Raw genomic sequence first — 26,562 nt, forward strand, 5'->3', positions numbered from 1 at the left:
GAAAACAACTTCGTCCGAGAACTAAATCAGCGGGAACCAAACGAATATGTCCAGATCCAAATCCAGCGCACGCTGGTTACAAGAACACTTTGATGACCCATATGTCTTGCAAGCACAAAAAGATGGTTGGCGGTCACGTGCCATTTATAAGCTGCAAGAGTTGGATGAGAAAGACAAACTGTTTAAACCAGGCCTGGTGGTTGTCGATCTAGGTGCCGCACCGGGCGGTTGGTCGCAATGGGCGGCGCAGCAAGTTGGCGAGACAGGTCATGTGTTTGCATTGGATATCTTGCCGGTCGACCCTTATGCGGGTGTTAGCTTTATTCAAGGCGATTTTCGAGAAGATGAGGTTTATCAAAACTTATTGGATGCACTGGGTGATCGTGAGGTCGATCTCGTTATGTCAGACATGGCGCCGAATATGAGTGGTAATAAGGCGGTTGATATCCCTCGCGCAATGCACCTGGTTGAATTAACTCTGGAGCTTGCGAGTCAAGTATTGAGAAAAAATGGTACGGTTATTATGAAAGTTTTTCAGGGTGAAGGTTTTGATCAGCTCTTGCAAAACATGCGCGCTGACTATATGAAAGTGATTAGCCGAAAACCTAAAGCTTCAAGACCACGCAGCAAAGAAATTTATGTGTTAGGTATGGGTAAGAAATGACATGTTTTTAAACTTGATAAATGTTCGTTTTATTTTTATTAGGTCATAATTAAAACTTATTCTTCTTTTTGCTCGGGTGTTATCTGCATGGTATGATTGCTCTATGTGACATTGTTAAAACACTATGCTTAGCATGGTTTTTAAGGAAAACTAAATGAAAAACGATATGCTAAAAAATCTACTGATCTGGGCTGCGGTAGCCTTAATTTTGATGTCTGTGTTTAATCACTTCGGGTCATCAAACTATCAGTCCTCCAGCCGTTTAGATTACTCACAGTTTATTGATGAAGTGCGTGATGGCCGAGTCAGTAGCGTCAATATTGAAGGTTCGACGATTCGTGGCGTGTATTCGTCAGGCGAAGCCTTTACCACTTATAACCCGGGTGATGCTGGCTTGATGGGTGATTTACTTGCAAATCGTGTAACCGTAAGTTCTCAGCCACCACAAAAACAAAGTTTGTTAATGCAGATTTTCATTTCGTGGTTCCCAATGTTGTTATTGATCGCGATTTGGATATTCTTTATGCGCTCAATGGGCGGTGGCATGGGCGGTAAAGGTGGCCCTATGTCGTTTGGTAAAAGCAAAGCGCGCATGTTGTCAGAAGATCAGGTGAAGGTTAACTTTGATGATGTCGCTGGTGCGGATGAGGCTAAAGAAGAAGTCTCTGAGCTGGTCGATTTTTTACGTGACCCTGAAAAATATCAAAATCTAGGTGGTCAAATTCCGCGTGGTGTCTTGATGGTGGGTCCGCCTGGCACAGGTAAAACATTGCTAGCTAAAGCGATTGCGGGCGAAGCTAAGGTGCCTTTTTTTACGATTTCAGGTTCCGACTTCGTAGAAATGTTTGTCGGTGTCGGGGCGTCACGTGTCCGTGATATGTTTGAGCAAGCAAAGGCGCATGCTCCTTGTATTATCTTTATAGATGAAATTGATGCAGTGGGACGTAGTCGTGGAGCCGGTATGGGTGGCGGCAATGACGAACGCGAACAAACGCTAAACCAAATGCTGGTTGAAATGGATGGTTTTGAAGGCAACGAAGGCGTGATTGTGATTGCCGCCACGAACCGTCCTGATGTTTTGGATCCCGCCTTATTGCGTCCTGGTCGTTTTGACCGTCAGGTCACCGTTGGCTTGCCAGATGTGCGTGGGCGTGAACAAATTTTAAAAGTACATATGCGTAAAGTGCCTGTAGCTGATGATGTAAAACCCGCCTTGATTGCGCGTGGTACGCCTGGCTTTTCAGGTGCCGATTTGGCCAACTTGGTTAATGAAGCGGCCTTGTTTGCTGCGCGTTTAGGCGAAAGAACTGTGACTCAAAACCACTTTGAGCGCGCTAAGGATAAAATCCTGATGGGCGTTGAACGTAAGAGTATGGTGATGAGCGAGGCTGAAAAACGCCTAACGGCTTATCATGAAGCGGGACACGCCATTATTGGTTATTTAGTACCTGAGCATGATCCAGTATATAAAGTGAGTATTATCCCACGTGGACGTGCATTAGGTGTAACCATGTATTTGCCAGAAGAGGACTCTTGGAGTTACAGCAAACGTAAGCTCGAAAGCCAACTTTCAAGTTTATATGGTGGTCGTATTGCCGAAGAAATGACTTTCGGTCCGGATGCAGTGACGACAGGGGCGAGTAATGATATTGAACGTGCTACCAAGCTGGCGCGTAGCATGGTAACAAAATGGGGTTTGTCTGATAAATTAGGACCGTTACTCTATGAAGAAGAAGAGCAAAACTTTTTAGGATCTAGTTCGCGTACCAGTCATGTATCCGATGAAACGGCGAAGTTAATTGATAGTGAAGTGCGTCGTGTAATTGATGATAATTACAAGCGTTCACAAGATATCTTAACCACACATAAAGATAAACTTGAAATTATGGCGGAAGCTTTAATGCAATACGAAACAATTGATGCTGAGCAAATAAAAAACATTATGGAAGGTCGTGAACCCGGCGCACCAAAAGATTGGGGTGAGCCAAGTGCACCGGTTAAGCCAAATGATCCAGAGGCTAGTGCACCGGAAATGGTATCAGATGATCTGACCGGAGAAGATGAAAAGCCGGCTGGAGCCGAGCCCAAGCTTCATTAATTTAGCGTTTAGCTAGAGCCCTACTTGTTTTAATGCTGGTTAAGCTAACCCATTAAGTCAACTAGGGCTTTTTTGTGGGTGGTTTTATGAACTTAGTTGATAGTATGCAAGCGGATAGTGCTGAGCCGCTTATTATGGGTATTTTGAATGTAACCCCGGATTCGTTTTCCGATGGAGGGCTTTATACACAACAAGATCAGCTGAAATATCGCATTCAAAGTATGGCAGAGCAAGGCGCACACATCATTGATATCGGTGGTGAATCCACCAGGCCTGGTGCTTTAAGTGTGAGCTTGGAAGAAGAAAAAGACCGTGTTTTGCCGGCGGTAGAGTTGGTCAAAGAGTATTCGGATTGTTGGGTATCGATTGATACTTATAAAACCGAAGTGATGCGTGAATCACTTGCTTTAGGTGTAGATATGATTAACGATGTCAATGCACTCCAGTCGGATGGTGCGTTGGCTTTGTTAGCCTCAGTTGATGCCGCAATATGTTTAATGCATAAGCAGGGGCAACCAGAAAACATGCAAGCTAAGCCTGTCTATGATGATGTACTTACACAAGTTCATGAGTTTTTAAAAGCAAGAATTGAGGCTTGTCAGCAAGCAGGAATCGACAAAAAGAGATTGGTGCTTGATCCAGGTTTTGGTTTTGGTAAAAGCCTTGGGCACAACCAAACCTTATTTAAAAATTTGACAGACTTAACTCTACAAGGTTTTCCAGTTTTAGTAGGTGTTTCGCGTAAAACTATGATTGGTGAATTGTTGGGTGACGCACCGATTGATAAACGGATGCTTGGCAGTGTTGTCGCGGCGTTATTGGCGGTGCAACGCGGAGCCAAAATTGTGCGCGTGCATGATGTAGCGGAAACAGCACAGGCACTCAGTCTGGCTAGATCTTTAACGAGCAACTCCTTGTAACGATTGGGATTAAGAGATGAATAAAAAGTACTTTGGAACAGATGGAATACGCTGTCGGGTAGGGCAAGGTTTGATGACGCCCGATCAAGTTCTAAAACTAGGTTGGGCAACAGGGCGTGTATTAAAAGCTCGGGGTGCTTCAAAAGTTCTGATCGGAAAGGACACACGAATTTCAGGTTATATGTTCGAGTCAGCCTTGGAGGCGGGTTTAATTTATGCTGGTGTTGACGTGTTATTGCTGGGTCCGATGCCGACGCCTGCGGTAGCTTATTTAACCCGTACCTTTCACGCCGATATTGGTATTGTGATTAGCGCTTCACATAACCCACACTATGACAACGGTATCAAGTTTTTTAATGAGAGCGGTTTAAAAATTTCGGATGAAATGGAGTTGGCTATCGAAGCAGCATTTGATGAGCCTATGTTAATTGATAGTCAGTTAGACGAATTGGCGGCTTTAGGTCGTGCTCAACGTGTTTCAGATGCGCCCGGACGATACATCGAATATTGTAAAAGCACTTACCCTTTGAGTGAAAAGTTAGATGGGCTTCACTTGGTTATTGATTGTGCACATGGCGCGACTTATCATGTGGCCCCGCACGTGTTTGAAGAGTTAGGTGCAAAAGTAACCACAATGGGTGATAAACCGAATGGTTTAAATATTAATCAAGGTTGTGGTGCCACAGATTTAGCGGCTCTAATTGAAAAAGTTAAACAAGAAAAAGCGGACTTAGGGATTGCATTAGATGGCGATGGCGATCGCTTAATGATGATTGATAGCTCCGGACGGGTTCTTGATGGGGATGATCTGCTTTATATTCTGGCTTCACATACTTATGATGAGCAAACAGGTGTAGTTGGTACTTTAATGACTAACTTGGGAATTGAAAACGCCCTTAAGAAACAAGGTTTGGAGTTTATTCGTGCAAATGTAGGGGATCGCTATGTTATGCAAGAACTCAAACAAAGAGGATGGTTGCTGGGCGCGGAAGGATCGGGTCATATTTTATGTCTAGATAAGTCTTCAACAGGTGATGGTATTGTGGCTGCGTTACAAGTCTTGAGTGTGATGCAGCTAACGGGCAAAAGTTTATCTAAGCTACTAGAGGGAGTGGAGAAGTACCCAATGGGCTTAGTAAATGTAAAAGTAGTTAAGCCTTTTGATTTAAATTCTGATATTGAGTTAGTTAAGGCTATTGATGCGTTTAATGCTGACTATGCAGGACAGGCGCGTGTATTGATTCGTGCATCCGGTACTGAACCGGTGGTTCGTGTTATGGTTGAAGCTGCAGATCAAGAAGTGGTTACAAACTACGTAGAAAAGCTGGCCGGGCTGGTAGGGAAAGCGTTTTCATAAAATTGTCAATATTGTTTTTTTGGTTCAAAGCCGCTAATATTGTCGGACTTTTTGGTTGGAGATAGTCGAGTGAGAAGACCGTTTGTTGCAGGAAACTGGAAAATGCATGGCTCAAAAGCCATGATTCAAACATTGTTAGCCGAGTTGGTTGAGGGTGCGAAGCCTTTAGAATCAGTGGATATGGCTGTGTGCCCTCCCTCTGTTTATATCGATTATGTAAAGCAAGGCTTAGTTGAAACTAAGATTTCAGTTGGTGGCCAAAATATGGCTGATGTTGCTGAACAAGGTGCCTTTACAGGTGAAGTAACGGGCGTAATGTTGAAGGATGTTGGCTGCGATTACGTGATCGTTGGTCATTCAGAACGTCGTACTTTATACGCTGAAACCGACGAACAGGTCGCCAACAAGGTTTCTATTGCACTGGCTGAAGGTTTAACTCCTATTTTATGTGTAGGCGAAACCCTAAAAGAGCGCGAGTCCAATGTGACTGAAAAAGTTGTAGGCTCGCAGATGCAAGCCGTTTTAGATAAGGTTGGCGTTAAAGCTTTTGCTAAAGTAGTCGTGGCTTATGAGCCAGTTTGGGCAATTGGTACCGGTATGACGGCTTCACCACAGCAGGCTCAAGATGTGCATGCTTTTATTCGTGGTTTGGTCGCTAAGCAAGATGCAACCATAGCTGAGAGCTTAATTATTCAGTACGGTGGTAGTGTTAAGCCCAATAATGCAAAAGAGTTGTTCTCTCAGACTGATATTGATGGTGGCCTAATTGGTGGTGCGTCCTTAAATGCAGTTGATTTTTTAGCCATATGTGAAGCAGCAGGTGATGCATGTTCGAAATAATTCTAGCAATCCATATTGTGATTGCATTTGTGTTAATTGTGCTGGTTTTACTACAGCAGGGTAAGGGGGCTGATGCCGGTGCAAACTTTGGTGGTGGTTCATCATCACAGTCTGTATTTGGTAGTCGAGGTTCTGCAAACTTCTTATCTAGAACCACGGCGGTTTTAGCAGCCTTATTTTTTATTACCAGCTTATCCCTGGCTTATATTGCCAGTAAAGAAGTGAAAGGTTATAAGAGTGTGGTGTCGGAACAAGCAGCACCCGCACCTAAAGAAGAAGTAGATACGGATACGCCTGTCGTTCCAAACTGATTTTAATACTAGCCGATGTGGTGAAATTGGTAGACACGCTATCTTGAGGGGGTAGTGGCGAAAGCTGTGCCGGTTCGAGTCCGGCCATCGGCACCATTTTTTATAAGCCGGACTGTTCCGGCTTATTATTAATCCTAGAAGAGGTGGGCATAACCGATGCTAGAAAACTATTTACCTGTACTGGCGTTTATTGTTTTGGGTGTACTGTTTGGTATCGGTCCACTTGTAATGAGTTTTGTGTTGGCGCCAAACAAGCCTGATTCTGAAAAAAATTCTCCTTATGAGTGTGGTTTTGAGGCCTTCGAGGACTCTCGCATGAAATTTGATGTGCGTTTTTACTTGGTCGCCATTCTATTCATTATTTTTGACCTCGAAATTGCATTTTTATTCCCATGGGCCATCGTGTTAGATGAAATTGGCTTATTTGGCTTACTGTCAATGGCGGTTTTCTTGTCTTTGTTGGTTGTGGGCTTTATTTATGAATGGAAGAAGGGGGCGCTAGAATGGGAATAGAAGGCGTATTGAAAGAGGGAGTAATCACAACTTCTGCAGACAAGTTAATTAACTGGGCGCGTACTGGTTCGATGTGGCCAATGACATTTGGTTTGGCTTGTTGTGCGGTTGAAATGATGCATGCCGGTGCGGCGCGTTATGACTTAGATCGTTTTGGTATTATCTTTCGCCCTAGCCCTCGCCAGTCCGATGTCATGATTGTAGCTGGAACTTTGGTTAATAAAATGGCTCCGGCTCTTAGAAAGGTGTATGACCAGATGGCTGAACCGCGCTGGGTGATCTCAATGGGTTCTTGTGCTAATGGTGGTGGTTATTATCACTATTCTTACTCAGTTGTAAGAGGCTGTGACCGTATCGTTCCAGTAGACGTTTATGTTCCGGGTTGTCCGCCGACGGCTGAAGCTTTATTGTACGGAATTATCCAGCTCCAAAATAAAATCCGAAGCACTAACACGATCGCTAGATAGCGTGTTCATACTAGGTAACGGAAGAATTCTATGAAACAGTCTGTATTAGATTTACAAGCTCGCGTGAAAGATTTAGTTGGCAATAAATTAGTCAACATGAAAGTTGAGTTTGACGAGTTAACCATTGAACTTGCACCTGAAGATACTAAGTCATTATTGGTTCGGTTACGTGATGAACTGGGGTTTGAACAACTAGTTGATCTTTGTGGTGTTGATTATTTAAGTTATGGTTTGGCGAACTGGGAAAGTGCACAAGCAAGTAACTCGGGCTTCAGTCGTGGTGTTTTTGATTTTGATATTGCAAGTGATACCGAGGACTTGTACCCAGAGCGCCGTTTTGCTGTGGTTTATCATTTGCTCTCGATTCAAAACAATTTACGTATCCGTGTTAAGACCTACCCTGCAAATAGCCAACAACCTATGGTTGAATCGGTTGTAGAGGTTTGGTCATCTGCAAACTGGTTTGAACGTGAAGCATTTGACTTGTTTGGTATTTTATTTAATGGTCACCCAGACTTGCGTCGTATCTTGACGGATTACGGTTTTGTTGGGCATCCATTGCGTAAAGATTTTCCACTTGTTGGCCATGTAGAAATGCGTTATGACCCAGAAAAAGGTCGTGTCGTATACGAGCCAGTAAGTATTGAGAATAGAGTGAATGTACCACGAGTCATTCGCAACTAAGTTCTGATAAGGATTGAGATAGCTATGCCTGAAATTCGCAACTATACCCTTAACTTTGGTCCACAGCATCCTTCTGCACATGGCGTATTGCGCCTTGTACTAGAGTTGGATGGTGAAACCATTGTGCGCTCTGATCCCCATATCGGACTGTTGCATCGTGGTACTGAAAAGTTAGCTGAATATAAGCCTTACAACCAATCAATAGGTTATATGGATCGTTTGGATTATGTCTCGATGATGTCAAACGAGCATGCCTATGTTATGGCCATTGAAAAAATGCTGGGTGTCGAAGTGCCTGAGCGTGCACAATATATTCGAGTCATGTTTGACGAAATTACACGTGTTTTAAACCACTTGATGTGGTTGGGCGCGCATGCTTTAGATATCGGTGCGATGACGGTGTTCTTGTATGCTTTTCGCGAACGCGAAGACCTGATGGATTGCTATGAAGCGGTGTCGGGTGCCAGAATGCACGCTACTTATTATCGTCCCGGTGGAGTATATCGTGACCTACCTGATACCATGGCGAAATACAGTGAATCTGAATGGCATAAGGGTAAAAAACTTGATAAGTTGAACGAAACTCGTGAAGGCTCGTTACTTGATTTTATTGAAGCCTTTACTGAGCGTTTTCCAGGTTATATTGATGAATATGAAACCTTATTAACGGATAACCGTATTTGGAAACAGCGTACAGTAGATATCGGTATCGTATCGCCTGAGAGAGCCTTACAGTTAGGCTTTACCGGTCCAATGTTACGTGGCTCAGGGATCGCATGGGATTTACGTAAAACCCAACCATATGAAGTATATGATCGCTTAGATTTCGATATTCCGGTTGGCAAAACCGGCGATAGCTATGACCGCTATTTGGTACGAGTTGCCGAAATGCGTGAATCAAACAAAATTATTAAGCAATGTGTGGATTGGTTAAAGAAAAATCCGGGGCCAGTCATTGCTGACAACCATAAAGTCACGCCGCCTTCTAGAGAAGATGCAAAATCGAATATGGAAGCGCTGATCCATCATTTTAAACTCTTTACAGATGGTTTTATTGTGCCGAAAGGTGAAGTATATAGTGCGGTTGAACACCCTAAGGGTGAGTTTGGTATTTACATGGTGTCGGATGGGGCAAATAAACCATATCGATTGAAAGTAAGAGCACCAGGCTTTCCGCATCTTGCGGCTTTGGATGAAATGGCTAAAGGACACATGATTGCGGATGTGGTCGCGATTATCGGTACGCAGGATATTGTATTTGGGGAGATTGATCGATGAGCACGGCTAGTTCAGAGAATAGCAACATCATTCAAGGGGACGTTAAAACCCGTATTGATCGCTGGTTAGCTCGTTATCCAGACGATCAAAAACAATCAGCCGTGATCGCGGCTTTACGCATTGTTCAAGAAGTAAATGGTGGTCATTTAACTCGTGATTTAATGGATCAGGTTGCTAGTTATTTAGAGATGACACCAATCTCTGTTTATGAAGTTGCGACCTTTTATTCTAACTTTGAACATAAACCTGTCGGGCGTCATAAGATTTGTTTGTGTACAAATATTTCTTGTATGTTACGCGGCAGTGATGAATTACTTGATTACCTTCAGAAAAAACTCGGTGTCGGTGTGGGTGAAGTTACGGCCGACGGTAAGTTTTCTATCAAAAAAGTTGAGTGTTTAGGAGCCTGTGGCGGCGCTCCTATGATGCAAGTAGGTAAGGTTTATTATGAAGACTTAACCGAAACTCGACTAGATGTCATATTGGATAACTTGGAGTAATTATGGTTGAACTAAATCTTTGTTGTTATCGCAATAACCATCTAGAAAACTCTTGGGATATCGACACCTACATTGCACAGGGTGGTTATCAGGTCTGGAAAAAAGTTCTTGCGGGTGATTTAAGCCCGCAAGAAATTATTGATGAAGTGAAGACCTCTAATTTACGTGGGCGCGGTGGTGCAGGCTTTCCTACAGGCTTGAAATGGAGCTTTATGAACCGTCAAGCACCGGGACCGAAATACATTGTATGTAACTCAGATGAGAGTGAGCCGGGCACATTTAAAGACCGTGATATTATGCGCTACAACCCGCATCAGCTCATCGAAGGCATGATGATTGCCGGTTATGTAATTGGCGCTAATACTGGTTATAACTATATTCGCGGTGAGTTTTGGGAGCCTTACGAGCGCTTTACTGGGGCAGTTATGCAAGCTCGCAAGGCAGGTTTACTCGGTAAAGATATCTTAGATTCGGGCTTCGACTTCGACCTTCATACACATCAGGGCGCTGGAGCTTATATTTGTGGCGAAGAAACGGCCTTAATAGAGTCTTTGGAAGGGAAAAAGGGGCAGCCAAGATTTAAGCCACCTTTCCCAGCTAGTTATGGCGTGTACGGTCGTCCTACTACGATCAACAACACGGAAACTTTGGCTTCTATTCCGATGATTTTGGCTAAGGGTGGTGATTGGTTTGCCAAGCTGGGTGTGCCGAATGCAGGTGGGACCAAGCTTTTCTCCATGTCAGGTCATATTGAAAAGCCGGGCAACTTTGAAATCCCGCTTGGTACACCGTTTAAAGATTTACTTGAGTTAGCGGGCGGCGTATGGAAAGGCCGAGAGTTAAAAGCGGTGATTCCTGGTGGTTCTTCAACCGCCTTATTGCCCGCTGATAAGGCGCTCGCTATGACGATGGATTATGATTCGATTGCTAAAGCAGGTTCATTTCTTGGTGCTGGCTCGGTCATTATTATGGACGATCAAACCGATATGGTTAAAGCCCTAGAGCGTTTAACTTGGTTTTACTATGATGAATCATGCGGACAATGTACGCCATGTCGCGAAGGCACTGGTTGGATGTATCGTGTGGTACATCGTATTCGTCAGGGCAAAGGTCGCCCAGAAGACCTAGAAACATTAAAAGACGTCTCAGGCAAAATTATGGGACGCGTAATTTGTGGTTTAGGAGATGCAGCGGCGATCCCGGTGACAAGCTTCTTGCAGCATTTTGAACATGAGTTCCGTCATTATATTGATCACGGATGCAGTATTTTCGACCGCGCTTAAATTTAAGCGTCGAATATTAGGTTAAGAATTATGGTAAAAGTCGAGATAAATGGTCAGGTTGTAGAGGCGCGTGAAGGAGACATGTTAATTGATGTGGCGGATGGCGCATCGGTATCTATCCCACGCTTTTGCTACCACAAAAAACTTTCTATCGCAGCAAACTGTCGCATGTGTTTGGTTGAGGTTGAGGGAGCCCCGAAAGCGATTCCGGCATGTGCTACACCTGTGACGGATGGTATGCGTGTCAACACAAAATCCCCCAAAGCCATTGCCGCTCAAAAATCCGTTATGGAATTTTTGTTAATTAATCATCCTTTGGATTGTCCAATTTGTGATCAGGGTGGTGAGTGTGAGCTTCAAGATGTTGCTATGGATTATGGTGATGACGTCTCTCGCTATTCTGAAGCGAAACGAATTGTAGGTGATCGTAATGTTGGCTCTTTAATTCAAACCGACATGACACGTTGTATTCACTGCACACGCTGTGTACGTTTCGGTCAAGAAGTCGCGGGTCTAAAAGAATTGGGTGCTACGGGCCGTAGTGAATGGATGGAGATCGGTACTTATATAGAAAAATCGATCGACTCAGAGTTGTCTGGCAATATGATTGACTTGTGCCCAGTGGGGGCTTTAACCTCCAAACCCTTCCGTTATAAAGCACGTGCTTGGGAGTTAATCTCGCATCCGACGATTTCACCGCACGACAGTATTGGTTCGAATATTTTGGTTCATACACGTAATGGTGAAGTAATGCGGGTGGTTCCGGCCGAAAACGAAGCCATTAACGAAACCTGGATTTCGGACCGAGATCGCTATTCCTACGAAGCTTTAAACTCAGTGGATCGTTTATCCTCACCTATGGTCAAAAGCGACACAGGCTGGCAGCAAGTTGAGTGGGAATCGGCATTAGAAAAACTGGTTAAAAAATTAAAACCTTATTTAAGTAAACCAGAAGATATTGCGGTATTGATTTCACCTAATACGACATTAGAAGAACTTTATTTAACCAAAAAGTTATTTAACGCTCTAGGTGTACGTTCAATTGAGTCTCGTTTACGTCAACAAGACTTCCGTGGAGATGCTGCTGGGATTAGCACTTCTTTGGGACAGTCTTTTAGTGATGTTGAGAATTTAGACTCGGTCTTCATGGTTGGCTCTTACCTTCGTAAAGAATTACCGCTCCTAAACAATCGAGTGCGTAAAGCGCACTTAGCGGGCGCCCAAGTTAATACACTTAACCCAGTTGCCTTGGATTACAACTACAAGGTCACGAACGAACTAGTCACATCCGATATGGTTGAAGAACTAGCCGCTATTACTAAAGCCGCGATTGAATTAGCTAAGTTGGACAACCAGGCTTGGTTGTCAGATGTTAAACCATCTGATCAACACAAAGCTGTCGCTGAATCTCTATTAAAAGCCGATAAAGCTTGCGTTATCTTAGGGCTGCGCGCACAGATGGATGAAAACTATTCAATCTTAGCTCGCCTAGCAGCTTTATTAGCAAAAGCCACCGGCAGTGTTTTTAGTAATTTGCCAATGTCTGCGAATACACAGGGTGCAAACTTATTACTATCAGATAATGCAAAGGATAACCTTAACGATTGGTTAGAGAAAGGTAAAAAAGTATTCATTAACTTGGGTGTTGAGCCTGAGCAAGATACAGTGCGTGCTTCTGAAGCTTTGAAAGCGATGCAGAATGCAGAGTTAGTTATTAATATCACAGGTTTTGATAGTGTTGCACAGCGTGGTTATGCTGATTTCATGCTACCGATGGCTTTGTTTGCTGAGAACGCAGGTACTTACATTAATGCTCAAGGTGATTGGCAGAGCTTCAAAATGGTAGCAAATGCCAAAGCGGAAGCGAAGCCGTTATGGAAGATTCTTCGAGTGCTGGGCAATATGTTTGACCAGGCAGGTTTTGACTACGTCAATACCAATGAGATTTTAACGGAGATTCAGGCGCTTAATTTAGAAATGATGTCGACTAATTATGAAGACATGCAGATCAGCTTAGTTGATAAATTGACGTCAACTAATGTTGCCGATTTCGTGTCGCCTTACTCGGTAGATGCTTTGGTGCGTCGTTCGCCTGCATTGCAAGCAACACCGGATGCGCGCCCAATTGGTCAACCTGAATAATAAAGGAAAAGTGTATGTTTAATGCTTTAGAAAGCTGGCTAAGCGTTTTCTTATGGGATTGGTTGGCTATTATGATCACCTTGGTGATCCAAGTTTTAATTGTTGTGGTCCCCGTTATTTTGGCGGTGGCTTTTTTAACTCTAGCCGAGCGTAAAGTTATTGGCTTTATGCAGGTCAGAATGGGGCCAAATAGAGTTGGGCCATATGGAATACTGCAACCGTTTGCAGACGTTATTAAGCTCATCATGAAAGAAGTTATTCGGCCTGCTGAGTCAAATGCTTATCTATTTCTTATTGCTCCGATTTTGGCTTTTGCCCCCGTGATTGCGGCTTGGGCCGTTATCCCATTTGATGAAGGGGTGGTTGCCTCAGATTTAAATGTGGGCGTGATGTATGTATTAGCCGTGTCTTCAATTGTGGTTTATGGGGTTATTATTGCCGGCTGGGCTTCAAATTCGAAATATGCTTTTTTAGGCGCATTGCGTGGTTCAGCGCAAAAGGTCTCCTATGAAATTGCAATGGGTTTTGCACTTGTTACTGTTCTCATGGTCGCTGGTAGCATGAACTTAACCGAAATTGTGCATGGCCAGCAGGGTGGTTTCTGGAACTGGTACTGGATTCCTTTGTTACCGATGTTTGCTGTTTATTTTATTTCAGGCCTGGCTGAAACCAACCGAGCGCCGTTTGACGTAGTGGAAGGTGAAGCAGAAATCGTCGCTGGTTTTCATGTTGAATACTCGGGGATCACGTTTGGTATTTTCATGTTAGCTGAATACGCCATGATGATTCTGATCTCATTCATGACGGCGATTATGTTTCTAGGTGGCTGGTATTCACCATTTGAAGGCATTATTTTGCTTGATCCACTAACATCTTGGGTTCCAGGGTTTGTTTGGTTGTTGTTAAAAGTTGCCTTCTTACTCTTCTGTTTCTTGTGGTTCCGTGCGACCTTCCCACGTTATCGTTATGACCAGTTGATGCGTTTGGGCTGGAAGGTATTGATTCCTGTCACCATCGTTTGGGTATTTGTAGTTGGTTTAATGCATTACTTCAGCATTGGTCCCTGGTTTAATTGAGTGAGGTTTGAACATGGTTGCATTTCTAAAACATCAGGTTAAGACCTTTGGTCTCATAGAGTTATTTAAAGGTTTAGCGGTAACGGGTAAGTATTTCTTTAAAAAGAAAATAACGGTTCGATACCCAGAAGAAAAAACACCTATGTCTCCACGCTTTCGTGGTCATCACGCTTTGCGCCGTTATGCCAACGGTGAAGAGCGTTGTATTGCGTGTAAATTGTGTGAAGCGGTTTGCCCAGCTAACGCGATCACCATTGAGGCCGAAGAGCGTAGTGATGGTTCGCGTCGTACCACGGTTTATGATATTGACATGTTTAAGTGCATTTACTGTGGTTTTTGCGAAGAAGCTTGTCCGGTTGATGCCGTGGTAGAAACACGCGTATTTGAATATGCTTTTGACGAACGCGGGCCTCACATCATGACGAAAGATAAGTTGTTAGCATTTGGTGACAAGCATGAAGCCCAAATTGCAGCTGACCGAGCTGCAGATGCTAAGTACCGTTAAATCTACAGGAATTCGATTTTATGACTTTTGAGCAACTTATATTTTATGTATTAGCCGGCATTGCGGTGATTGCATCTTTAATGATGATCAGTGTTAACAACCCAGTTAAAGCAGCTTTATGGTTAGTGTTGGCGTTTATTTCGACGGCAGGGGTGTGGATTACGGCGCAGGCTGAATTTTTAGGCATCGTTTTGATTCTCGTCTATGCAGGCGCAGTGATGGTGTTATTCCTGTTTGTCGTCATGATGCTGGATATTAACTTGGTTAAATTAAAAGAAGGTTTTACACGTTATTTACCAATTGGTGTGCTGGCATCGGTGGCCATTTTTGCCTTGATGTATATGGTGCTCGGGCCAGCACATTTTGGTTTAGAAAAGACGGGCGAGCCTCTTAAATTCTCAGCTGACTATAGTAATACCGCTACGATTGGTTTAGAGCTATACACCGTACATGCGTATGCCTTCATTTTAGCCGCCGTGTTATTACTAGTCGGCATTGTGGCCGCGATAGCTTTAACTATACGTCGCAGGTTACCTCACGAAGTGTTGTACCAAGACATTGATAAGCAAGTCAAGGTACAAGCAAAAGATCGTTTTAAAATGGTCAAGATGAAAGCCACCAAAGAAGAACCTATTAAGAAACAAGAGGAGGACGAGTAATGGTTGCACTGTCTGATTATCTGGTGTTTAGTGCCATACTTTTCACTCTGAGCATGGCTGGGATATTTCTTAACCGAAAAAATGTGATTATTTTATTGATGTCAATTGAGTTGATGTTGCTCGCGGTTAATACAAATTTGGTTGCTTTCTCTTATTTTTTAAATGATACGGCGGGGCAAATTTTCGTTTTCTTTATTCTAACTGTCGCGGCCGCCGAAGCCGCGATCGGGTTAGCTATCATCGTATTGGTGTTTCGTAACCGAAACAGTATTAACGTTGATGATCTTGGTTCACTGAAGGGGTAAGACTAGATGGAAATGTTGCATTTTATTCTTACCGTTATACTGCTATCGCCGCTCTTTGGTGCGATCGCCGCGGGTTTGTTTGGTCGTAGAATAGGCCGTCGAGGCGCGCACAGCGTGACTATCTTAAGTGTGGCTGTTTCGACGGTGCTATCTGCCTATGTGTTCCTTGAGTACATCTTTAATGGAGCTGAAGTCTACAATGCCGCGCTCTATACTTGGATGGTCAGTGATGGCATTCGTTTTGAAATAGGATTTTTGATTGATAGTTTAACGGCGACTATGATGTTGGTGGTCACCTTTGTATCTTTAATGGTTCATATTTATACCATTGGCTATATGGATCACGATGAAGATTACGACCATAGCAACCCTTATTATCAGCGTTTCTTTAGCTATCTGTCGTTGTTTACTTTTTCAATGTTATCGCTGGTTATGGCCAATAACTTTCTTCAATTGTTCTTTGGTTGGGAAGCAGTAGGTTTGGTTTCTTACTTGTTGATTGGTTTCTATATGAAGCGTGAGTCGGCAATCGTTGCGAATTTGAAAGCCTTTTTAGTTAACCGCGTGGGTGATTTCGGCTTTATCTTGGGTATCGCGATGGTGTTTGTGTATTTCAATACACTCGACTATCAAGAATTCTTTGATCGTTTAGCTGAGCACGAACATACCATGATGAGTTTCATTCCAGGGGTTGAGTGGTCTGTGATTACCGTCATGGTGATTCTATTATTCATTGGTGCGATGGGTAAATCAGCACAGATGCCATTGCATGTTTGGCTACCAGAGTCTATGGAAGGTCCAACGCCTATTTCAGCATTGATTCACGCCGCTACAATGGTTACCGCTGGTATCTTCATGGTCGCCCGTTTATCACCGGCTTATGAAATGTCAGAAGCCGCGCTTGCCTTCATTTTAGTCGTGGGCGCCTTAACCGCATTCATGATGGGCTTATTAGGCATTATTCAGAATGATATTAAGCGTGTAGTCGCCTACTCAACCCTTTCGCAATTAGGCTACATGACAGCCGCACTAGGTGCGTCTGCTTACGCAGCAAGTATGTTTCATGTACTCACGCATGCATTCTTTAAAGCTTTACTGTTCCTCGCAGCGGGCTCAGTGATTATTGCAATGCACCATATTCAAGATATTCGTCAAATGGGCGGCTTGAAAAAACACATGCCAGTGACATATTGGGCACTGCTGTTAGGCTCACTAGCATTGATAGGTTTCCCAGGCTTTTCAGGCTTCTTTTCTAAAGACAGCATTCTATTGGCAGTTAATCAGACCGACTCTTGGGGATCGAGTTTTGCCTATACATTATTGTTGATGGGCGTGTTTGTGACGGCTTTCTATAGCTTTAGAATGTTCTTCTTAGTGTTCCATGGCGAAGAAAGTGATTATGTGAAATCACATAAAATTCATGAATCACCCAAAGTCGTGACGATTCCATTAATTTTGCTGGCGATTCCATCGGTTGTATTGGGCTTGTTCATGATTCAGCCTGTGTTGTCAGGTAACTATTTTTCAGATGCGATTACGGTGCTACCGTCGCATGATGTTCTAGCGAATATCTATGCAACCCAGTTTGATAACGTTTTAGGATTTATTATTCATGGCTTTATGACTTTGCCAGTTTGGTTAGCACTTGCTGGTGTGGCTTTGGCATGGCTGTTCTACATGAAGCGACCTGATATTCCAGTTTGGATTCAGGGTAAATGTACGCGAGCAAATTATGTGCTTGAACATGCCTATGGATTTGATCGCTTAAATGACATTGTGTTTGTAAAAGGTTCGATCCGCTTGGGTCAATTCTTCTGGCGCTCTATCGATATGCGTGTCATTGATACAGGTATGGTTAATGGTACGGTACGTCGCGTATCAGATATGGCGACCATGTTCAGAGAGTCACAAACTGGTTATATGTACCATTATGCTTTTGTCATGATCTTTGGTCTTTTAGGCTTATTGATCTGGGCACTTTGGTAATTAAAGAATAATAAGAAAAGGAAAACGATTTCATGTCTTTAGGCTATCCGATTCTCAGTACCCTTATTTGGTTACCGATCATTGCGGGTTTGATTGTATTGTTTGCAGGTCGCAATAACCCAGAGTTTGCCAAATGGTTTTCTTTGGGTGCGGCTGTATTAACTTTCCTACTGTCTTTGCCGCTTTACGTGGCGTTTGACACCACTACCTCAGCGATGCAATTTGTTGAGCGTGCAAGTTGGATTCCGCAATACAATATCGAGTACTTCTTGGGTGTTGACGGTTTATCTATGCCGTTAGTGTTATTAACCACCTTTACCCAGGTATTAGTAATCGCCTCAGCCTGGACAGTGATTAAAGACCGTGTAGAACAATACATGGGCGCATTCATGATCATGCAAGGTCTAATGATTGGTGTATTTGTAGCGCTAGATTCGATCTTGTTTTATGTGTTTTGGGAAGCCTTGCTGATTCCGATGTTTATCGTAATTGGTAAGTGGGGTGGGCCAAAACGTGTATATGCGACCTTAAAATTCTTCCTCTATACCTTCATGGGCTCGGTGTTCATGTTGGTGGCTTTCTTATACATGTATTTCCAATCAGGCAGTTTCTCAATCCTCGATTTCCACGCGATGCCGATTGGTATGACCGCGCAAATTTTGATTTTCTTGGCTTTCTTAATTGCGTTTGCGGTCAAAATCCCCATGTTCCCGGTACACACCTGGTTGCCGGATGCGCACGTTGAAGCGCCCACTGCAGGTTCGGTTGTACTAGCCGCGATCATGTTGAAGATGGGTGGGTATGGTTTTGTTCGTTTTAGTTTACCAATTACGCCAGATGCATCCATGACATTGGATTGGCTGATTATTGCCTTATCCCTGATTGCAATTGTGTACATTGCGTTCGTAGCCTTGATTCAGAGCGATATGAAAAAACTGGTGGCTTATTCATCAATCGCGCACATGGGTTTCGTTACATTAGGCTTGTTCTTGGTGTACAGCATTGTTAGCAAAACCGGTGACGTTCAAGGTGCAGCCTTGGGTATGGAAGGTGCGATGGTTCAAATGATCTCGCACGGCTTTATATCGGGTGCGATGTTCTTGGCAATTGGTGTGTTGTATGACCGTATGCATACGCGTGAAATTGGCGCTTATGGCGGGGTAGTTAACAGCATGCCATGGTTTGGCTTCTTTGCGGTTTTATTTGCTATGGCTAACGCGGGACTGCCGGGTACTTCAGGCTTCGTCGGTGAGTTTATGGTTATTTTAAGCTCGTTTAAAGCCAATGTATGGTTCGGCGTATTAGCCGCCACAACCTTGATTGTTGGCGCGGCTTACACTTTATGGATGATTAAGCGCGTGATTTTCGGATCCGTTGCAAACGAAGAAGTCGCCAAATTGCAGGATCTAAATCGTCGAGAATTCGCGATTATGGCTACCTTGGCGTTTGTCATTATTTTGCTGGGTGTATGGCCAAATCCGCTGTTAGAAGTGATGCACAGCTCGGTTGATAATTTATTAATCCAAGCAACCACATCAAAACTGTAACTATGAGACTAGGTGAGTCAAAACTATGAATTTTGTTATTCCAGATTTTATGCCAGCCATTCCAGAGATTGTGCTATTAACGCTGGCGTCGTTTATTCTCATTGCGGACACGATGTGGTCTAAGCGATTTGTTAATGCTACTTACTATGCCACGCAGTTCACTTTGTTTTTAGTGGGCATCCTAATTTTGATTAGTTTTACCACCGCTCCGGTGGTGACCTTTGATCAAAGCTTTGTGCGCGATGCGTTTGCGGATGTATTGAAGATATTTATTGTCATTGTTTCTTTAGGCGTGTTCTTGTTCTCAAGAGAGTACTTAAAGCAAAATGATTTTTACAAAGGTGAGTTCTTTACGCTTGGCTTATTTGCCATTTTGGGTATGTTTGTCATGGTGTCGGCTTATAACTTTATTACGTTATTTGTTGGCTTAGAGATTATGTCACTAGCCATGTACGCGATGATTGCGATGCAGCGTGATTCAAGCAAAGCTACTGAAGCCGCCATCAAGTATTTTGTGTTGGGTGCACTGGCTACCGGTCTTTTACTATACGGCCTATCGATGATTTATGGCGCAACGGGCAGCTTAACCATTCCAGAAGTAAAATCAATCGTTGAGTCCGGTAAAGCCGACTCTGTCGTATTAGCCTTTGGGGTTGTGTTTATTGTGATCGGCCTGGGCTTTAAATTGGGCGCGGTTCCTTTTCATATGTGGGTGCCAGATGTTTATCATGGCTCGCCAACGGCCGTAACACTCTTTATTGGTGCGGCTCCAAAAATTGCCGCCTTTGCAATCGTTTATCGCTTGTTAGTTGATGGTGTACCAGGCCTGGTACTTGATTGGCAGCCATTGTTGATTATTATGGCTGTGTTGTCGATGGTCGTGGGTACGGTGATTGCGATTGCCCAAACCAACTTTAAACGACTACTGGCTTATTCTGGTATTGCTCATATTGGGTTTTTGCTACTGGGCTTTATTGCGGCTACGCCAGAAGGTTATTCAGCGGCAATGTTTTATGTATTAGTTTATGCATTAACCAGTGTCGCAGCGTTTGGTATGATTATCACTCTGGCTCGTACAGGTTTTGAATTTGATGAAATTAAGGACTTTAAAGGTCTAAATCAGCGCAACCCATGGTTAGCCGCTATGATGCTTATTATTATGTTCTCGATGGCCGGTATTCCACCATTTATTGGCTTCTACGCTAAAGTAGTGGTGTTACAAGAAGTTATTACCGCCGGTTTCGTATGGCTGGCTATTGTTGGTGTGGTTACGGCCGTTGCGGGTGCCTTCTACTACTTAAGAGTTGTAAAGGTTATGTACTTTGATAGTTCACCAGTTGACGGCGAATTAAAGGCCACCACAAAAGAAATGGCTGCCGGCGTAAGTGTGTTCTCGCTTGCATTGCTAGTATTAGGTTTAATGCCAGCATGGTTAATGAGCGTCGCTTATAACAGTTTGCTTGCTTAATAGTCTAAGGCTCCAAATGTTTTAAAAGAGGGCGCCATATGGCGCCTTATTTGTATTAAGAGGAAATAGAAAATGAGTGTTGATCAAGCAGTATGGATATTGTTGTTTTTAGCCATTGTATTGGCTAATGTACCCTGGATACTATCGAATAGGTTATTTGTCCTTGTAGCTCTGTCGAAGCCTAAGGCGCTTTGGCTGAACTTAATTGAATGGCTAACTTATTTAGTCGTTGTTGGTTTGATTGGCATTTGGTTGGAATACAAGACTATGGGCAATATAGAACCCCAGCAATGGGAGTTTTATGTGATCAATCTGTTCATGTTTACAATCTTTTCATTTCCAGGTTTTATTTATCGATATAACTTGAAAATGTACCTAGATAAAGCCAAGAAATAATCATTAGAAATTAAACCAAATAAAGGCTTGTATTCTGGTTCTCAGACAGTATAATACGCACATCAATTAACGCGGGGTGGAGCAGCTTGGTAGCTCGTCGGGCTCATAACCCGAAGGTCGTAGGTTCAAATCCTGCCCCCGCTACCAATAATAAAAGCCTGATTTTTCAATGAGTTACAGCTCTTGAGAATCGGGCTTTTTTATTGTCCAAATTTCACCACTGTGGGGGAAATTGTGGGATTTTCTATGGTTATTTATACGTATTTTAATTGATCGATAAGGCGATGAAACTAGCTAGGTTAGTTTTGAGGTATGAGAGATCGTCTTTTAGCAAGCACCAGGCCAGGTGGTGCTTGCATATGCTTCGTTTTAACCTCTAGCGAAGGGGGCGTCAGATTCTTCGCGCTTTTTATTGGCCATTTCAATCTCTTTGGTTTGGATGAAGTAGACAATTTTACGACGATCATCTTCGGTAATATCTTCAAACTCGAGAGCAACCTGGTTTACGTTGCCTTTTAGTGAAATTTTAACGATATTGCATCGAACTAAAATAGGATGCTCTTCTGGTAAGGGTTTTAGCAGTAAATCAACTTTATCGTCTTTACTAATTTTCTCTGGCACGTCAAAGGCTAAGCCACCCGCGCTGATATTCACCATTCTTTGGGGAATGCTGTGGGTCAATTGGTCTTGATCCATTGTTTGCAGAAAGAAATTCACCTTGCTGTTAATGGCCGTTAAAACGGCAGATAAAATGGTGCTTTTCGTGCCAATTTGGCTAATCAGTTCATTTATCTGCTCATCTAGCTCACCCAAATTTTCCATAAAATACTTTTCTATGTAATTAGCGTCCGGGTTTGCAGGCAGCGGGTTTTGTTCTGCTTCTTTACTTGGAATGATGCGATAGCTGCATGGCAACATGGCATCAATTCGAAAAAAGGAACGTTGTTCTTTAGACATTTTGAATCCCTTGTAAGGCTTTATATTGTTATTCTAGTACAAAATATACTCTGTTATAAAACTTTGAGCAATTAGTGTGCCTAAGCTTTACCGAGAGAAGCTTTGCTATTGCTTGAGTGCTTTTTCACACCGCTTGCATTGTAAAGGCTGACAGGGGTGGCGGGGTTGTCAGTAAATAAATTGGTGAGTTGTGCGTTGATATTGTCCAAGGCTTGGATCGTAGTGCCATTGCGTATATTTAAGTTACGACAAGCTTCGGCTATTTCTACTATTTTAATTAAGTTTTGCTGTGTTATCTGAGGGAATTTTTGTAGCTCAATATGTTTCGATAGTTCATTTAAATTGGATGGCAGGTCAAATTGGCTTTCAATTTGTTGAACCAAATTATTTATCTGTTCTGATTGGGTTTGTTTTCTGGGTAACAAGTCAACGAGGCTGTTGAGGTCATGTTTTTTTAGAAGTTGAGCTTCATTTTCTAGAATGGATTGGAAGGCTGTTAAGTTTTCAAACAGTTCATTTAAATGGAGGGTAAGGTCATGTGGATGAACTGTTTGTGGCATGATAAAGCTTTACCTTAGGAAAGTTTAAGCCTTGGCAAAAAGCATTTCCGTTTTAATGAGCTTGTCGGCTATTTTTGCCGCATCAACTTTGTAAGTGCCGTCAGAGATGGCTTGCTTAAGTTCAGCAATGCGAGATTCGTTGCTTACATTAGCGGCGGCAGCACGTTTTTCAAGTTCACGTAATTGTGCCGACATAGATGTAAGTGTTACACGATCTGTTTGTGGTTTTTCGGTGTTTTCTGCCGTAGAACCTTGTCCAGGCGTCGCTTTTTCTTGTGTTTTGTAGGTCTCGTTAGCTCTTGAGTTAGCTAAGTTGTTCTGTATGTTCTTGATATCCATGATTTTACCCTCATGATTTTAAACGCTATTGTAGCAGTATTACTGTCGCTCTTGAAATAGATAACGGCAAGAAATTAAGAAACTTTAATTTATTTTTCAAATAAATTTATAACGTTATGGAATTTCTACGGTCTTTGGAGCAATTACTATGCCGGTTACGGTAATATCAGAATTTATATTTTTTACTTTGACTTGGTCCTGTTGCATACCATCTTCTAGCGCAATGCCGGTGGTTTTGATTTCAACCCCGCCAACACGGGTAACGAGCGTCACTTCTTCTTTCTCGACCACCCAGTAAGGAATGTCGAGCATTTGTAGGGTTAATACGCGGTTGGCTGGGATTGCCCGCTTGGCGCGCATACCGATGACATTATTAAGCGATTGCAAAGATCCGCGACGTATTTCATTTAAAGGTGTTAGTGTCAATTCGACATCGTCTTTGTTAATAACGGCTTGACGTAAGATTCCTTGAGTGGAAACAATGGCGGGTATTTTGCCATCTATATTGACTGAGACAAATACACGCCAAGAAGGTTGGGTGCAATTGACACTGACGGTTAAGCGACCATGAATTTGACTTGGATCACGTTGACTTAATTCGAGTGGCATTGAACATTGCGGAAGGGTAAGTGTTGAGGGTAAGCTTCTTACATCAATCTGGGCTTCATGTATTTGTTGGTCTATGTTTTGCTTTACTTGTTCGTAAACCAGTTCATGAATTTCTTCTAAGGACTGATTTTGCGACATAGTCAGCCCGCCCCATAGTAATGAGAGGCCGCTGATCAATCCAATAAAAAGGGATTTCGATATTGTATGGCGCATAAAAATAATAGGTAACATAGTCTAGTGTGGGATTAAGTTCTACACTTTTGAATGGATTCTAAGGTATATTGTTCCGATAGTTCGGATTGGAATGGAACATTGTAATATAAGGTGGCTTTGAGATGTCGAATTTTCTAAAGAGTGTTGATCAACGTACCTCGTTGGCAGGTATGAATCGCATGGAATTGTTATTGTTTAATATCCAGGGTAAACAGCTCTTCGGCATCAATGTTTTTAAAGTTCGTGAAGTTATTCGTACGCCTGATATTTCTCCCGTACCCAAGTCCGACCCGCGTGTTGTGGGGGTGTCGGACATTCGTGGCCAAACCATGCCGATGATTGATTTGGCACAAGCCTTGGATTTACCACCAATACCGCGTGACAAATTGGCGGATACCTTAACTATCGTTACCGAGTTTAATAGTTCTGTTCAAGGTTTTTTGGTTGAAGACGTCGACCGAATTGTACATTTGCGCTGGGAGGACATTTTACCACCGCCCGAGTCTTTGCATCACGTTAACTATTTGACCGGTATTACGCGCGCTAAGGGCGTGATTGTCGAGATTGTAGATGTGGAGAAGGTGTTAGCCGAGGTTTCTGGTATGCCGGGTGTTATGTCGGAGGAGTTTGTCGAGCATAATATAGGTAAAACGCAAGGTCATGGTTATTTTGTATTGGGTGCGGATGATTCAACCGTGGCCAGAACGCAGCTAAAGAGTGTGTTAGATAAGCTGGGTATTAAGCATGTAATTGTTAACAATGGTCGAAAAGCACTCGATTTTTTGAAAAAATGGGCTGATGAGGCTGACGAAGGGGTGGCTAATCCAGTTAGTGAAAGAGTGTTAATGGTTATTTCGGATATTGAAATGCCTGAGATGGATGGCTACACCTTAACCACCAGTATTCGTAAAGATGATCGTTTGAAGGACTTGTATGTGATTTTAAACTCGTCTTTAAGTGGGGGCTTCAACGATAAGCTAACTGAAAAAGTCGGCGCGAATAAGTTTTTGTCTAAGTGGCACTCAGAAGAACTGGCAAGAGAGATTGTCAAACGTATTGATGAAGTGGAATCGGTAAATGCGACTGAGTAATATAGTATCTTTAAGCTTTACCCGCATAAACCTGAGCGGGTTTGTAACCTTAGCTTTTTATCTGATGATAGCCACTTCGGCTCAAGCCAATAATTGCGTGGCCGTTACCGGTGTAGCCTCTATGGATGGTGTTGACCGTGCTTATGCTCGCCAGATGGCGATTCGTAATGGCCTAGAATTGGCCAGTATGCAAAATAATTTACATATCTCGGCGCGTTCAGACGCTGAAAACTTTCAGCTGAAAAATCAAGCCAGTCGTTTTACCACTCGCAGTAAAATTCAGCGCTTTGGTATTATGGATGAATATGCAGACGAAGAGCTTAAACAGTATGAAGTTGAGTTGAATGTATGTTTAACCGAAGACCCGAGCACCTGCGGTCATTCATTTGGAACGCATTATCAAAATCGTGTGGTGATTGCGCCGACTGTGATTGAAAATAGTCGCGAAGCCAATGATATTTCAAATTTAATTACCGGTTATCAAAATGAATTATTCCGTCGTTTAAAAGAGTCGGGTTACAACAACTTAGATTTAATTGACTATGCTCAGTCCATACAGCCTGGTAATTTGGTGACACCTAATTTAGAACCAGACGTGTTGCGCCCAATTCAGGACCAAACGGGTGGGCAGTTTTTGTTGATGTCGGTGGTGCGTTCAGCCGCTTCGCAAAGTGAAAACAAGGGGTTCATGGATGGAGTACGTAACTTTTATGGTTACGATTCTAAAAAGAACCGACGTTATGTTGAGATTGATTGGTATTTAGTTGATTTAAACAAACACCGTATTGTTAAGCAGCAGCGTGAAGGTTTTGAAGTTCGTGGCGATGTGCGCGTTGGGCGTGACCGACCATTTGGTACCGCAGCATTTTTTAAAACTGATACAGGGCAAGCTTTCAATGCGATTTTAAATCAACAAACGGAGCGCCTCTACAATCATTTAAATTGCGAATTGTTGGAAACCGAGATTATTGATGTGCGAAACGGTGAATATGTACTGTTTTTATCTGAAGAATCCGGTGTGCAGGTCGGTGATCAGTTATCAATATATCAAAGAACCGGCAACCCGGTGCGCTATCAAGGGCGCAACTTAGGTATGGATGAAACGCCTTCAGGCTTTTTAAAAATTACACGGATTATGCCCAAATTCGCCGTGGGTGAATTGGTGGCCCAGAATGGCCGTGTTCAAATTGGTGATGTTGTTCGGTCCTGGTAGGGTTTCCTTTCACCCTATTTCAAATTAGCGTTAAAGCCCAACCACCAGGCCTGGTGATTGAGCTTTAACGGCTTCAAGATTCATTTCTTTAATTAAAAACTCTTTCTTTTTTATTTTTATTGTCAGGTTGGCACTCAGATTGCTTTTATCTTTTCACAGGTAAAACAAGGAAGGTTTCCATGTCTAATTCAATATTTGGTATTCACGAACAAGCGCTTCATGTGCGCAAGGATCGATCCGAAGTATTGGCGAATAACTTGGCCAATGCGGACACGCCTAATTTTAAAGCGCGTGATATTGATTTTCGTAAAGCCATTCATGAAGCTCAAGGCATGGAAGATCGCCGTTTTAAGCCGGATATGCAGCGTACTAATTCTCGTCACTTGGAAGGTTTTGCCGAAATGACGACCTCTGACCATTTGCGTTATCGCATGCCGACCCAGCCATCGTTAGACGGCAATACAGTGGAAACTCACATTGAGAAGGCAAAATTTGCCGAAAATGCAATGCAATATCAAGCTACTCTCGAATTTATCGATAGTCGTATTAAAGGAATCAGCGGCGCGCTGAAAGGTCAATAA

28 protein-coding genes and 2 tRNA genes are annotated in these 26,562 nt (G+C 43.0%); 26 read left to right on the plus strand and 4 right to left on the minus strand.

Annotated elements, in window-relative coordinates; translation table 11 throughout:
* Nucleotides 1-46 precede the first annotated feature (46 nt).
* The 23 genes from rlmE (at nt 47) to N746_RS0103455 (ending at nt 21,146) form a co-directional block, all read left to right on the plus strand.
* Entirely contained in the window at nt 47-664 is a 618-nt protein-coding gene (gene rlmE / locus N746_RS0103345; RefSeq protein ID WP_029933949.1) for a 23S rRNA (uridine(2552)-2'-O)-methyltransferase RlmE, read from the plus strand.
* A gap of 154 nt (nt 665-818) precedes the next feature.
* A complete protein-coding gene (gene ftsH, locus N746_RS0103350; protein WP_029933950.1) occupies nt 819-2,762 on the plus strand; it encodes an ATP-dependent zinc metalloprotease FtsH in 1,944 nt (647 codons plus the stop codon).
* 86 nt (nt 2,763-2,848) lie between these two features.
* Nucleotides 2,849-3,682 (plus strand): dihydropteroate synthase, encoded by an 834-nt coding sequence (gene folP / locus N746_RS0103355; RefSeq protein ID WP_156018268.1) that lies wholly within the window; start codon nt 2,849-2,851, stop codon nt 3,680-3,682.
* Nucleotides 3,683-3,698: 16 nt separating this feature from the next.
* Nucleotides 3,699-5,039 carry a phosphoglucosamine mutase gene (glmM, locus tag N746_RS0103360; RefSeq protein ID WP_029933952.1) on the plus strand — a complete coding sequence of 447 codons (1,341 nt, stop codon included), beginning with the start codon at nt 3,699-3,701 and terminating at the stop codon, nt 5,037-5,039.
* A 69-nt stretch (nt 5,040-5,108) separates the two neighbouring features.
* Nucleotides 5,109-5,879 carry a triose-phosphate isomerase gene (gene tpiA / locus N746_RS0103365; RefSeq protein WP_029933953.1) on the plus strand — a complete coding sequence of 257 codons (771 nt, stop codon included), beginning with the start codon at nt 5,109-5,111 and terminating at the stop codon, nt 5,877-5,879.
* On the plus strand, nt 5,867-6,190 hold the full coding sequence (gene secG, locus N746_RS0103370) for a preprotein translocase subunit SecG (RefSeq protein ID WP_029933954.1): 324 nt from the start codon (nt 5,867-5,869) through the stop codon (nt 6,188-6,190). The genes tpiA and secG overlap by 13 nt, the downstream gene beginning before the upstream one ends.
* Nucleotides 6,191-6,201: 11 nt before the next feature.
* Nucleotides 6,202-6,286, plus strand: a tRNA-Leu gene (locus N746_RS0103375).
* 60 nt (nt 6,287-6,346) lie between these two features.
* Nucleotides 6,347-6,703 carry an NADH-quinone oxidoreductase subunit A gene (locus N746_RS0103380; protein WP_029933955.1) on the plus strand — a complete coding sequence of 119 codons (357 nt, stop codon included), beginning with the start codon at nt 6,347-6,349 and terminating at the stop codon, nt 6,701-6,703.
* On the plus strand, nt 6,694-7,170 hold the full coding sequence (locus tag N746_RS0103385) for a NuoB/complex I 20 kDa subunit family protein (RefSeq protein ID WP_029933956.1): 477 nt from the start codon (nt 6,694-6,696) through the stop codon (nt 7,168-7,170). The genes N746_RS0103380 and N746_RS0103385 overlap by 10 nt, the downstream gene beginning before the upstream one ends.
* A gap of 30 nt (nt 7,171-7,200) precedes the next feature.
* Complete coding sequence (locus tag N746_RS0103390; RefSeq protein WP_029933957.1) at nt 7,201-7,854, plus strand: NADH-quinone oxidoreductase subunit C; 654 nt, start codon at nt 7,201-7,203, stop codon at nt 7,852-7,854.
* A 24-nt stretch (nt 7,855-7,878) separates the two neighbouring features.
* On the plus strand, nt 7,879-9,132 hold the full coding sequence (locus N746_RS0103395; protein ID WP_029933958.1) for an NADH-quinone oxidoreductase subunit D: 1,254 nt from the start codon (nt 7,879-7,881) through the stop codon (nt 9,130-9,132).
* On the plus strand, nt 9,129-9,632 hold the full coding sequence (locus N746_RS0103400; RefSeq protein WP_029933959.1) for an NADH-quinone oxidoreductase subunit NuoE family protein: 504 nt from the start codon (nt 9,129-9,131) through the stop codon (nt 9,630-9,632). Before N746_RS0103395 ends, N746_RS0103400 begins: the two co-directional genes overlap by 4 nt.
* 2 nt (nt 9,633-9,634) lie before the next feature.
* The gene (gene nuoF, locus N746_RS0103405) at nt 9,635-10,915 is read left to right on the plus strand and encodes an NADH-quinone oxidoreductase subunit NuoF (protein ID WP_029933960.1); all 1,281 of its coding nucleotides are present in this window, start codon (nt 9,635-9,637) and stop codon (nt 10,913-10,915) included.
* A gap of 30 nt (nt 10,916-10,945) precedes the next feature.
* The gene (gene nuoG, locus N746_RS0103410) at nt 10,946-13,057 is read left to right on the plus strand and encodes an NADH-quinone oxidoreductase subunit NuoG (protein WP_029933961.1); all 2,112 of its coding nucleotides are present in this window, start codon (nt 10,946-10,948) and stop codon (nt 13,055-13,057) included.
* Between the two features lie 14 nt (nt 13,058-13,071).
* Entirely contained in the window at nt 13,072-14,133 is a 1,062-nt protein-coding gene (gene nuoH, locus N746_RS0103415; RefSeq protein ID WP_029933962.1) for an NADH-quinone oxidoreductase subunit NuoH, read from the plus strand.
* Nucleotides 14,134-14,146: 13 nt separating this feature from the next.
* Nucleotides 14,147-14,638 (plus strand): NADH-quinone oxidoreductase subunit NuoI, encoded by a 492-nt coding sequence (gene nuoI, locus N746_RS0103420; RefSeq protein WP_029933963.1) that lies wholly within the window; start codon nt 14,147-14,149, stop codon nt 14,636-14,638.
* Nucleotides 14,639-14,658: 20 nt separating this feature from the next.
* A complete protein-coding gene (locus N746_RS0103425; RefSeq protein WP_029933964.1) occupies nt 14,659-15,297 on the plus strand; it encodes an NADH-quinone oxidoreductase subunit J in 639 nt (212 codons plus the stop codon).
* Nucleotides 15,297-15,602, plus strand: coding sequence for an NADH-quinone oxidoreductase subunit NuoK (gene nuoK, locus N746_RS0103430; protein WP_029933965.1), 306 nt, complete (start codon nt 15,297-15,299; stop codon nt 15,600-15,602). The genes N746_RS0103425 and nuoK overlap by 1 nt, the downstream gene beginning before the upstream one ends.
* Before the next feature lie 12 nt (nt 15,603-15,614).
* Nucleotides 15,615-17,588 (plus strand): NADH-quinone oxidoreductase subunit L, encoded by a 1,974-nt coding sequence (gene nuoL, locus N746_RS0103435; protein WP_425426646.1) that lies wholly within the window; start codon nt 15,615-15,617, stop codon nt 17,586-17,588.
* A 32-nt stretch (nt 17,589-17,620) separates the two neighbouring features.
* A complete protein-coding gene (locus N746_RS0103440) occupies nt 17,621-19,135 on the plus strand; it encodes an NADH-quinone oxidoreductase subunit M (RefSeq protein ID WP_029933967.1) in 1,515 nt (504 codons plus the stop codon).
* A gap of 25 nt (nt 19,136-19,160) precedes the next feature.
* Nucleotides 19,161-20,603 carry an NADH-quinone oxidoreductase subunit NuoN gene (gene nuoN / locus N746_RS0103445; RefSeq protein WP_029933968.1) on the plus strand — a complete coding sequence of 481 codons (1,443 nt, stop codon included), beginning with the start codon at nt 19,161-19,163 and terminating at the stop codon, nt 20,601-20,603.
* A 72-nt stretch (nt 20,604-20,675) separates the two neighbouring features.
* Nucleotides 20,676-20,999 carry a DUF2818 family protein gene (locus N746_RS0103450; RefSeq protein ID WP_029933969.1) on the plus strand — a complete coding sequence of 108 codons (324 nt, stop codon included), beginning with the start codon at nt 20,676-20,678 and terminating at the stop codon, nt 20,997-20,999.
* 70 nt (nt 21,000-21,069) lie between these two features.
* Nucleotides 21,070-21,146, plus strand: a tRNA-Met gene (locus N746_RS0103455).
* Nucleotides 21,147-21,368: 222 nt separating this feature from the next.
* On the opposite strand, the gene N746_RS0103460 is transcribed toward N746_RS0103455, so the two are convergent.
* The 4 genes from N746_RS0103460 to flgA all read right to left on the minus strand — a co-directional run bounded on the left by N746_RS0103460 (nt 21,369) and on the right by flgA (nt 23,602).
* The gene (locus N746_RS0103460) at nt 21,369-21,956 is read right to left on the minus strand and encodes a PilZ domain-containing protein (RefSeq protein ID WP_029933970.1); all 588 of its coding nucleotides are present in this window, start codon (nt 21,954-21,956) and stop codon (nt 21,369-21,371) included.
* Nucleotides 21,957-22,036: 80 nt separating this feature from the next.
* Nucleotides 22,037-22,516, minus strand: a complete 480-nt coding sequence (gene flgN / locus N746_RS0103465; protein ID WP_029933971.1) for a flagellar export chaperone FlgN — start codon at nt 22,514-22,516, stop codon at nt 22,037-22,039.
* A 24-nt stretch (nt 22,517-22,540) separates the two neighbouring features.
* Entirely contained in the window at nt 22,541-22,855 is a 315-nt protein-coding gene (gene flgM, locus N746_RS0103470; RefSeq protein WP_029933972.1) for a flagellar biosynthesis anti-sigma factor FlgM, read from the minus strand.
* 114 nt (nt 22,856-22,969) lie between these two features.
* The gene (gene flgA / locus N746_RS0103475) at nt 22,970-23,602 is read right to left on the minus strand and encodes a flagellar basal body P-ring formation chaperone FlgA (RefSeq protein ID WP_051678490.1); all 633 of its coding nucleotides are present in this window, start codon (nt 23,600-23,602) and stop codon (nt 22,970-22,972) included.
* Between the two features lie 197 nt (nt 23,603-23,799).
* On the opposite strand from flgA, the gene N746_RS0103480 reads away from it, so the two are divergent.
* From N746_RS0103480 to flgB, 3 genes are all read left to right on the plus strand, one after another.
* The gene (locus N746_RS0103480) at nt 23,800-24,768 is read left to right on the plus strand and encodes a chemotaxis protein (protein WP_029933974.1); all 969 of its coding nucleotides are present in this window, start codon (nt 23,800-23,802) and stop codon (nt 24,766-24,768) included.
* 64 nt (nt 24,769-24,832) lie between these two features.
* Nucleotides 24,833-25,981 carry a hypothetical protein gene (locus N746_RS0103485; RefSeq protein WP_162173028.1) on the plus strand — a complete coding sequence of 383 codons (1,149 nt, stop codon included), beginning with the start codon at nt 24,833-24,835 and terminating at the stop codon, nt 25,979-25,981.
* Between the two features lie 179 nt (nt 25,982-26,160).
* Entirely contained in the window at nt 26,161-26,562 is a 402-nt protein-coding gene (flgB, locus tag N746_RS0103490) for a flagellar basal body rod protein FlgB (RefSeq protein WP_029933976.1), read from the plus strand.

The sequence above is a fragment of the Thiomicrospira pelophila DSM 1534 genome, assembly GCF_000711195.1.
Taxonomy (GTDB): Bacteria; Pseudomonadota; Gammaproteobacteria; order Thiomicrospirales; family Thiomicrospiraceae; genus Thiomicrospira; species Thiomicrospira pelophila.

Excerpts from the sequence above, each read along its gene's own strand:
- rlmE (WP_029933949.1), top strand. The coding sequence starts at position 47 with ATGTCCAGATCCAAATCCAGCGCACGCTGGTTACAAGAACACTTTGAT.
- ftsH (WP_029933950.1), top strand. The coding sequence starts at position 819 with ATGAAAAACGATATGCTAAAAAATCTACTGATCTGGGCTGCGGTAGCC.
- folP (WP_156018268.1), top strand. The coding sequence starts at position 2,849 with ATGAACTTAGTTGATAGTATGCAAGCGGATAGTGCTGAGCCGCTTATT.
- glmM (WP_029933952.1), top strand. The coding sequence starts at position 3,699 with ATGAATAAAAAGTACTTTGGAACAGATGGAATACGCTGTCGGGTAGGG.
- secG (WP_029933954.1), top strand. The coding sequence starts at position 5,867 with ATGTTCGAAATAATTCTAGCAATCCATATTGTGATTGCATTTGTGTTA.
- N746_RS0103380 (WP_029933955.1), top strand. The coding sequence starts at position 6,347 with ATGCTAGAAAACTATTTACCTGTACTGGCGTTTATTGTTTTGGGTGTA.
- N746_RS0103385 (WP_029933956.1), top strand. The coding sequence starts at position 6,694 with ATGGGAATAGAAGGCGTATTGAAAGAGGGAGTAATCACAACTTCTGCA.
- N746_RS0103390 (WP_029933957.1), top strand. The coding sequence starts at position 7,201 with ATGAAACAGTCTGTATTAGATTTACAAGCTCGCGTGAAAGATTTAGTT.
- N746_RS0103395 (WP_029933958.1), top strand. The coding sequence starts at position 7,879 with ATGCCTGAAATTCGCAACTATACCCTTAACTTTGGTCCACAGCATCCT.
- N746_RS0103400 (WP_029933959.1), top strand. The coding sequence starts at position 9,129 with ATGAGCACGGCTAGTTCAGAGAATAGCAACATCATTCAAGGGGACGTT.
- nuoF (WP_029933960.1), top strand. The coding sequence starts at position 9,635 with ATGGTTGAACTAAATCTTTGTTGTTATCGCAATAACCATCTAGAAAAC.
- nuoG (WP_029933961.1), top strand. The coding sequence starts at position 10,946 with ATGGTAAAAGTCGAGATAAATGGTCAGGTTGTAGAGGCGCGTGAAGGA.
- nuoH (WP_029933962.1), top strand. The coding sequence starts at position 13,072 with ATGTTTAATGCTTTAGAAAGCTGGCTAAGCGTTTTCTTATGGGATTGG.
- nuoI (WP_029933963.1), top strand. The coding sequence starts at position 14,147 with ATGGTTGCATTTCTAAAACATCAGGTTAAGACCTTTGGTCTCATAGAG.
- N746_RS0103425 (WP_029933964.1), top strand. The coding sequence starts at position 14,659 with ATGACTTTTGAGCAACTTATATTTTATGTATTAGCCGGCATTGCGGTG.
- nuoK (WP_029933965.1), top strand. The coding sequence starts at position 15,297 with ATGGTTGCACTGTCTGATTATCTGGTGTTTAGTGCCATACTTTTCACT.
- nuoL (WP_425426646.1), top strand. The coding sequence starts at position 15,615 with ATGTTGCATTTTATTCTTACCGTTATACTGCTATCGCCGCTCTTTGGT.
- N746_RS0103440 (WP_029933967.1), top strand. The coding sequence starts at position 17,621 with ATGTCTTTAGGCTATCCGATTCTCAGTACCCTTATTTGGTTACCGATC.
- nuoN (WP_029933968.1), top strand. The coding sequence starts at position 19,161 with ATGAATTTTGTTATTCCAGATTTTATGCCAGCCATTCCAGAGATTGTG.
- N746_RS0103450 (WP_029933969.1), top strand. The coding sequence starts at position 20,676 with ATGAGTGTTGATCAAGCAGTATGGATATTGTTGTTTTTAGCCATTGTA.
- N746_RS0103460 (WP_029933970.1), bottom strand. The coding sequence starts at position 21,956 with ATGTCTAAAGAACAACGTTCCTTTTTTCGAATTGATGCCATGTTGCCA.
- flgN (WP_029933971.1), bottom strand. The coding sequence starts at position 22,516 with ATGCCACAAACAGTTCATCCACATGACCTTACCCTCCATTTAAATGAA.
- flgM (WP_029933972.1), bottom strand. The coding sequence starts at position 22,855 with ATGGATATCAAGAACATACAGAACAACTTAGCTAACTCAAGAGCTAAC.
- flgA (WP_051678490.1), bottom strand. The coding sequence starts at position 23,602 with ATGTCGCAAAATCAGTCCTTAGAAGAAATTCATGAACTGGTTTACGAA.
- N746_RS0103480 (WP_029933974.1), top strand. The coding sequence starts at position 23,800 with ATGTCGAATTTTCTAAAGAGTGTTGATCAACGTACCTCGTTGGCAGGT.
- N746_RS0103485 (WP_162173028.1), top strand. The coding sequence starts at position 24,833 with ATGATAGCCACTTCGGCTCAAGCCAATAATTGCGTGGCCGTTACCGGT.
- flgB (WP_029933976.1), top strand. The coding sequence starts at position 26,161 with ATGTCTAATTCAATATTTGGTATTCACGAACAAGCGCTTCATGTGCGC.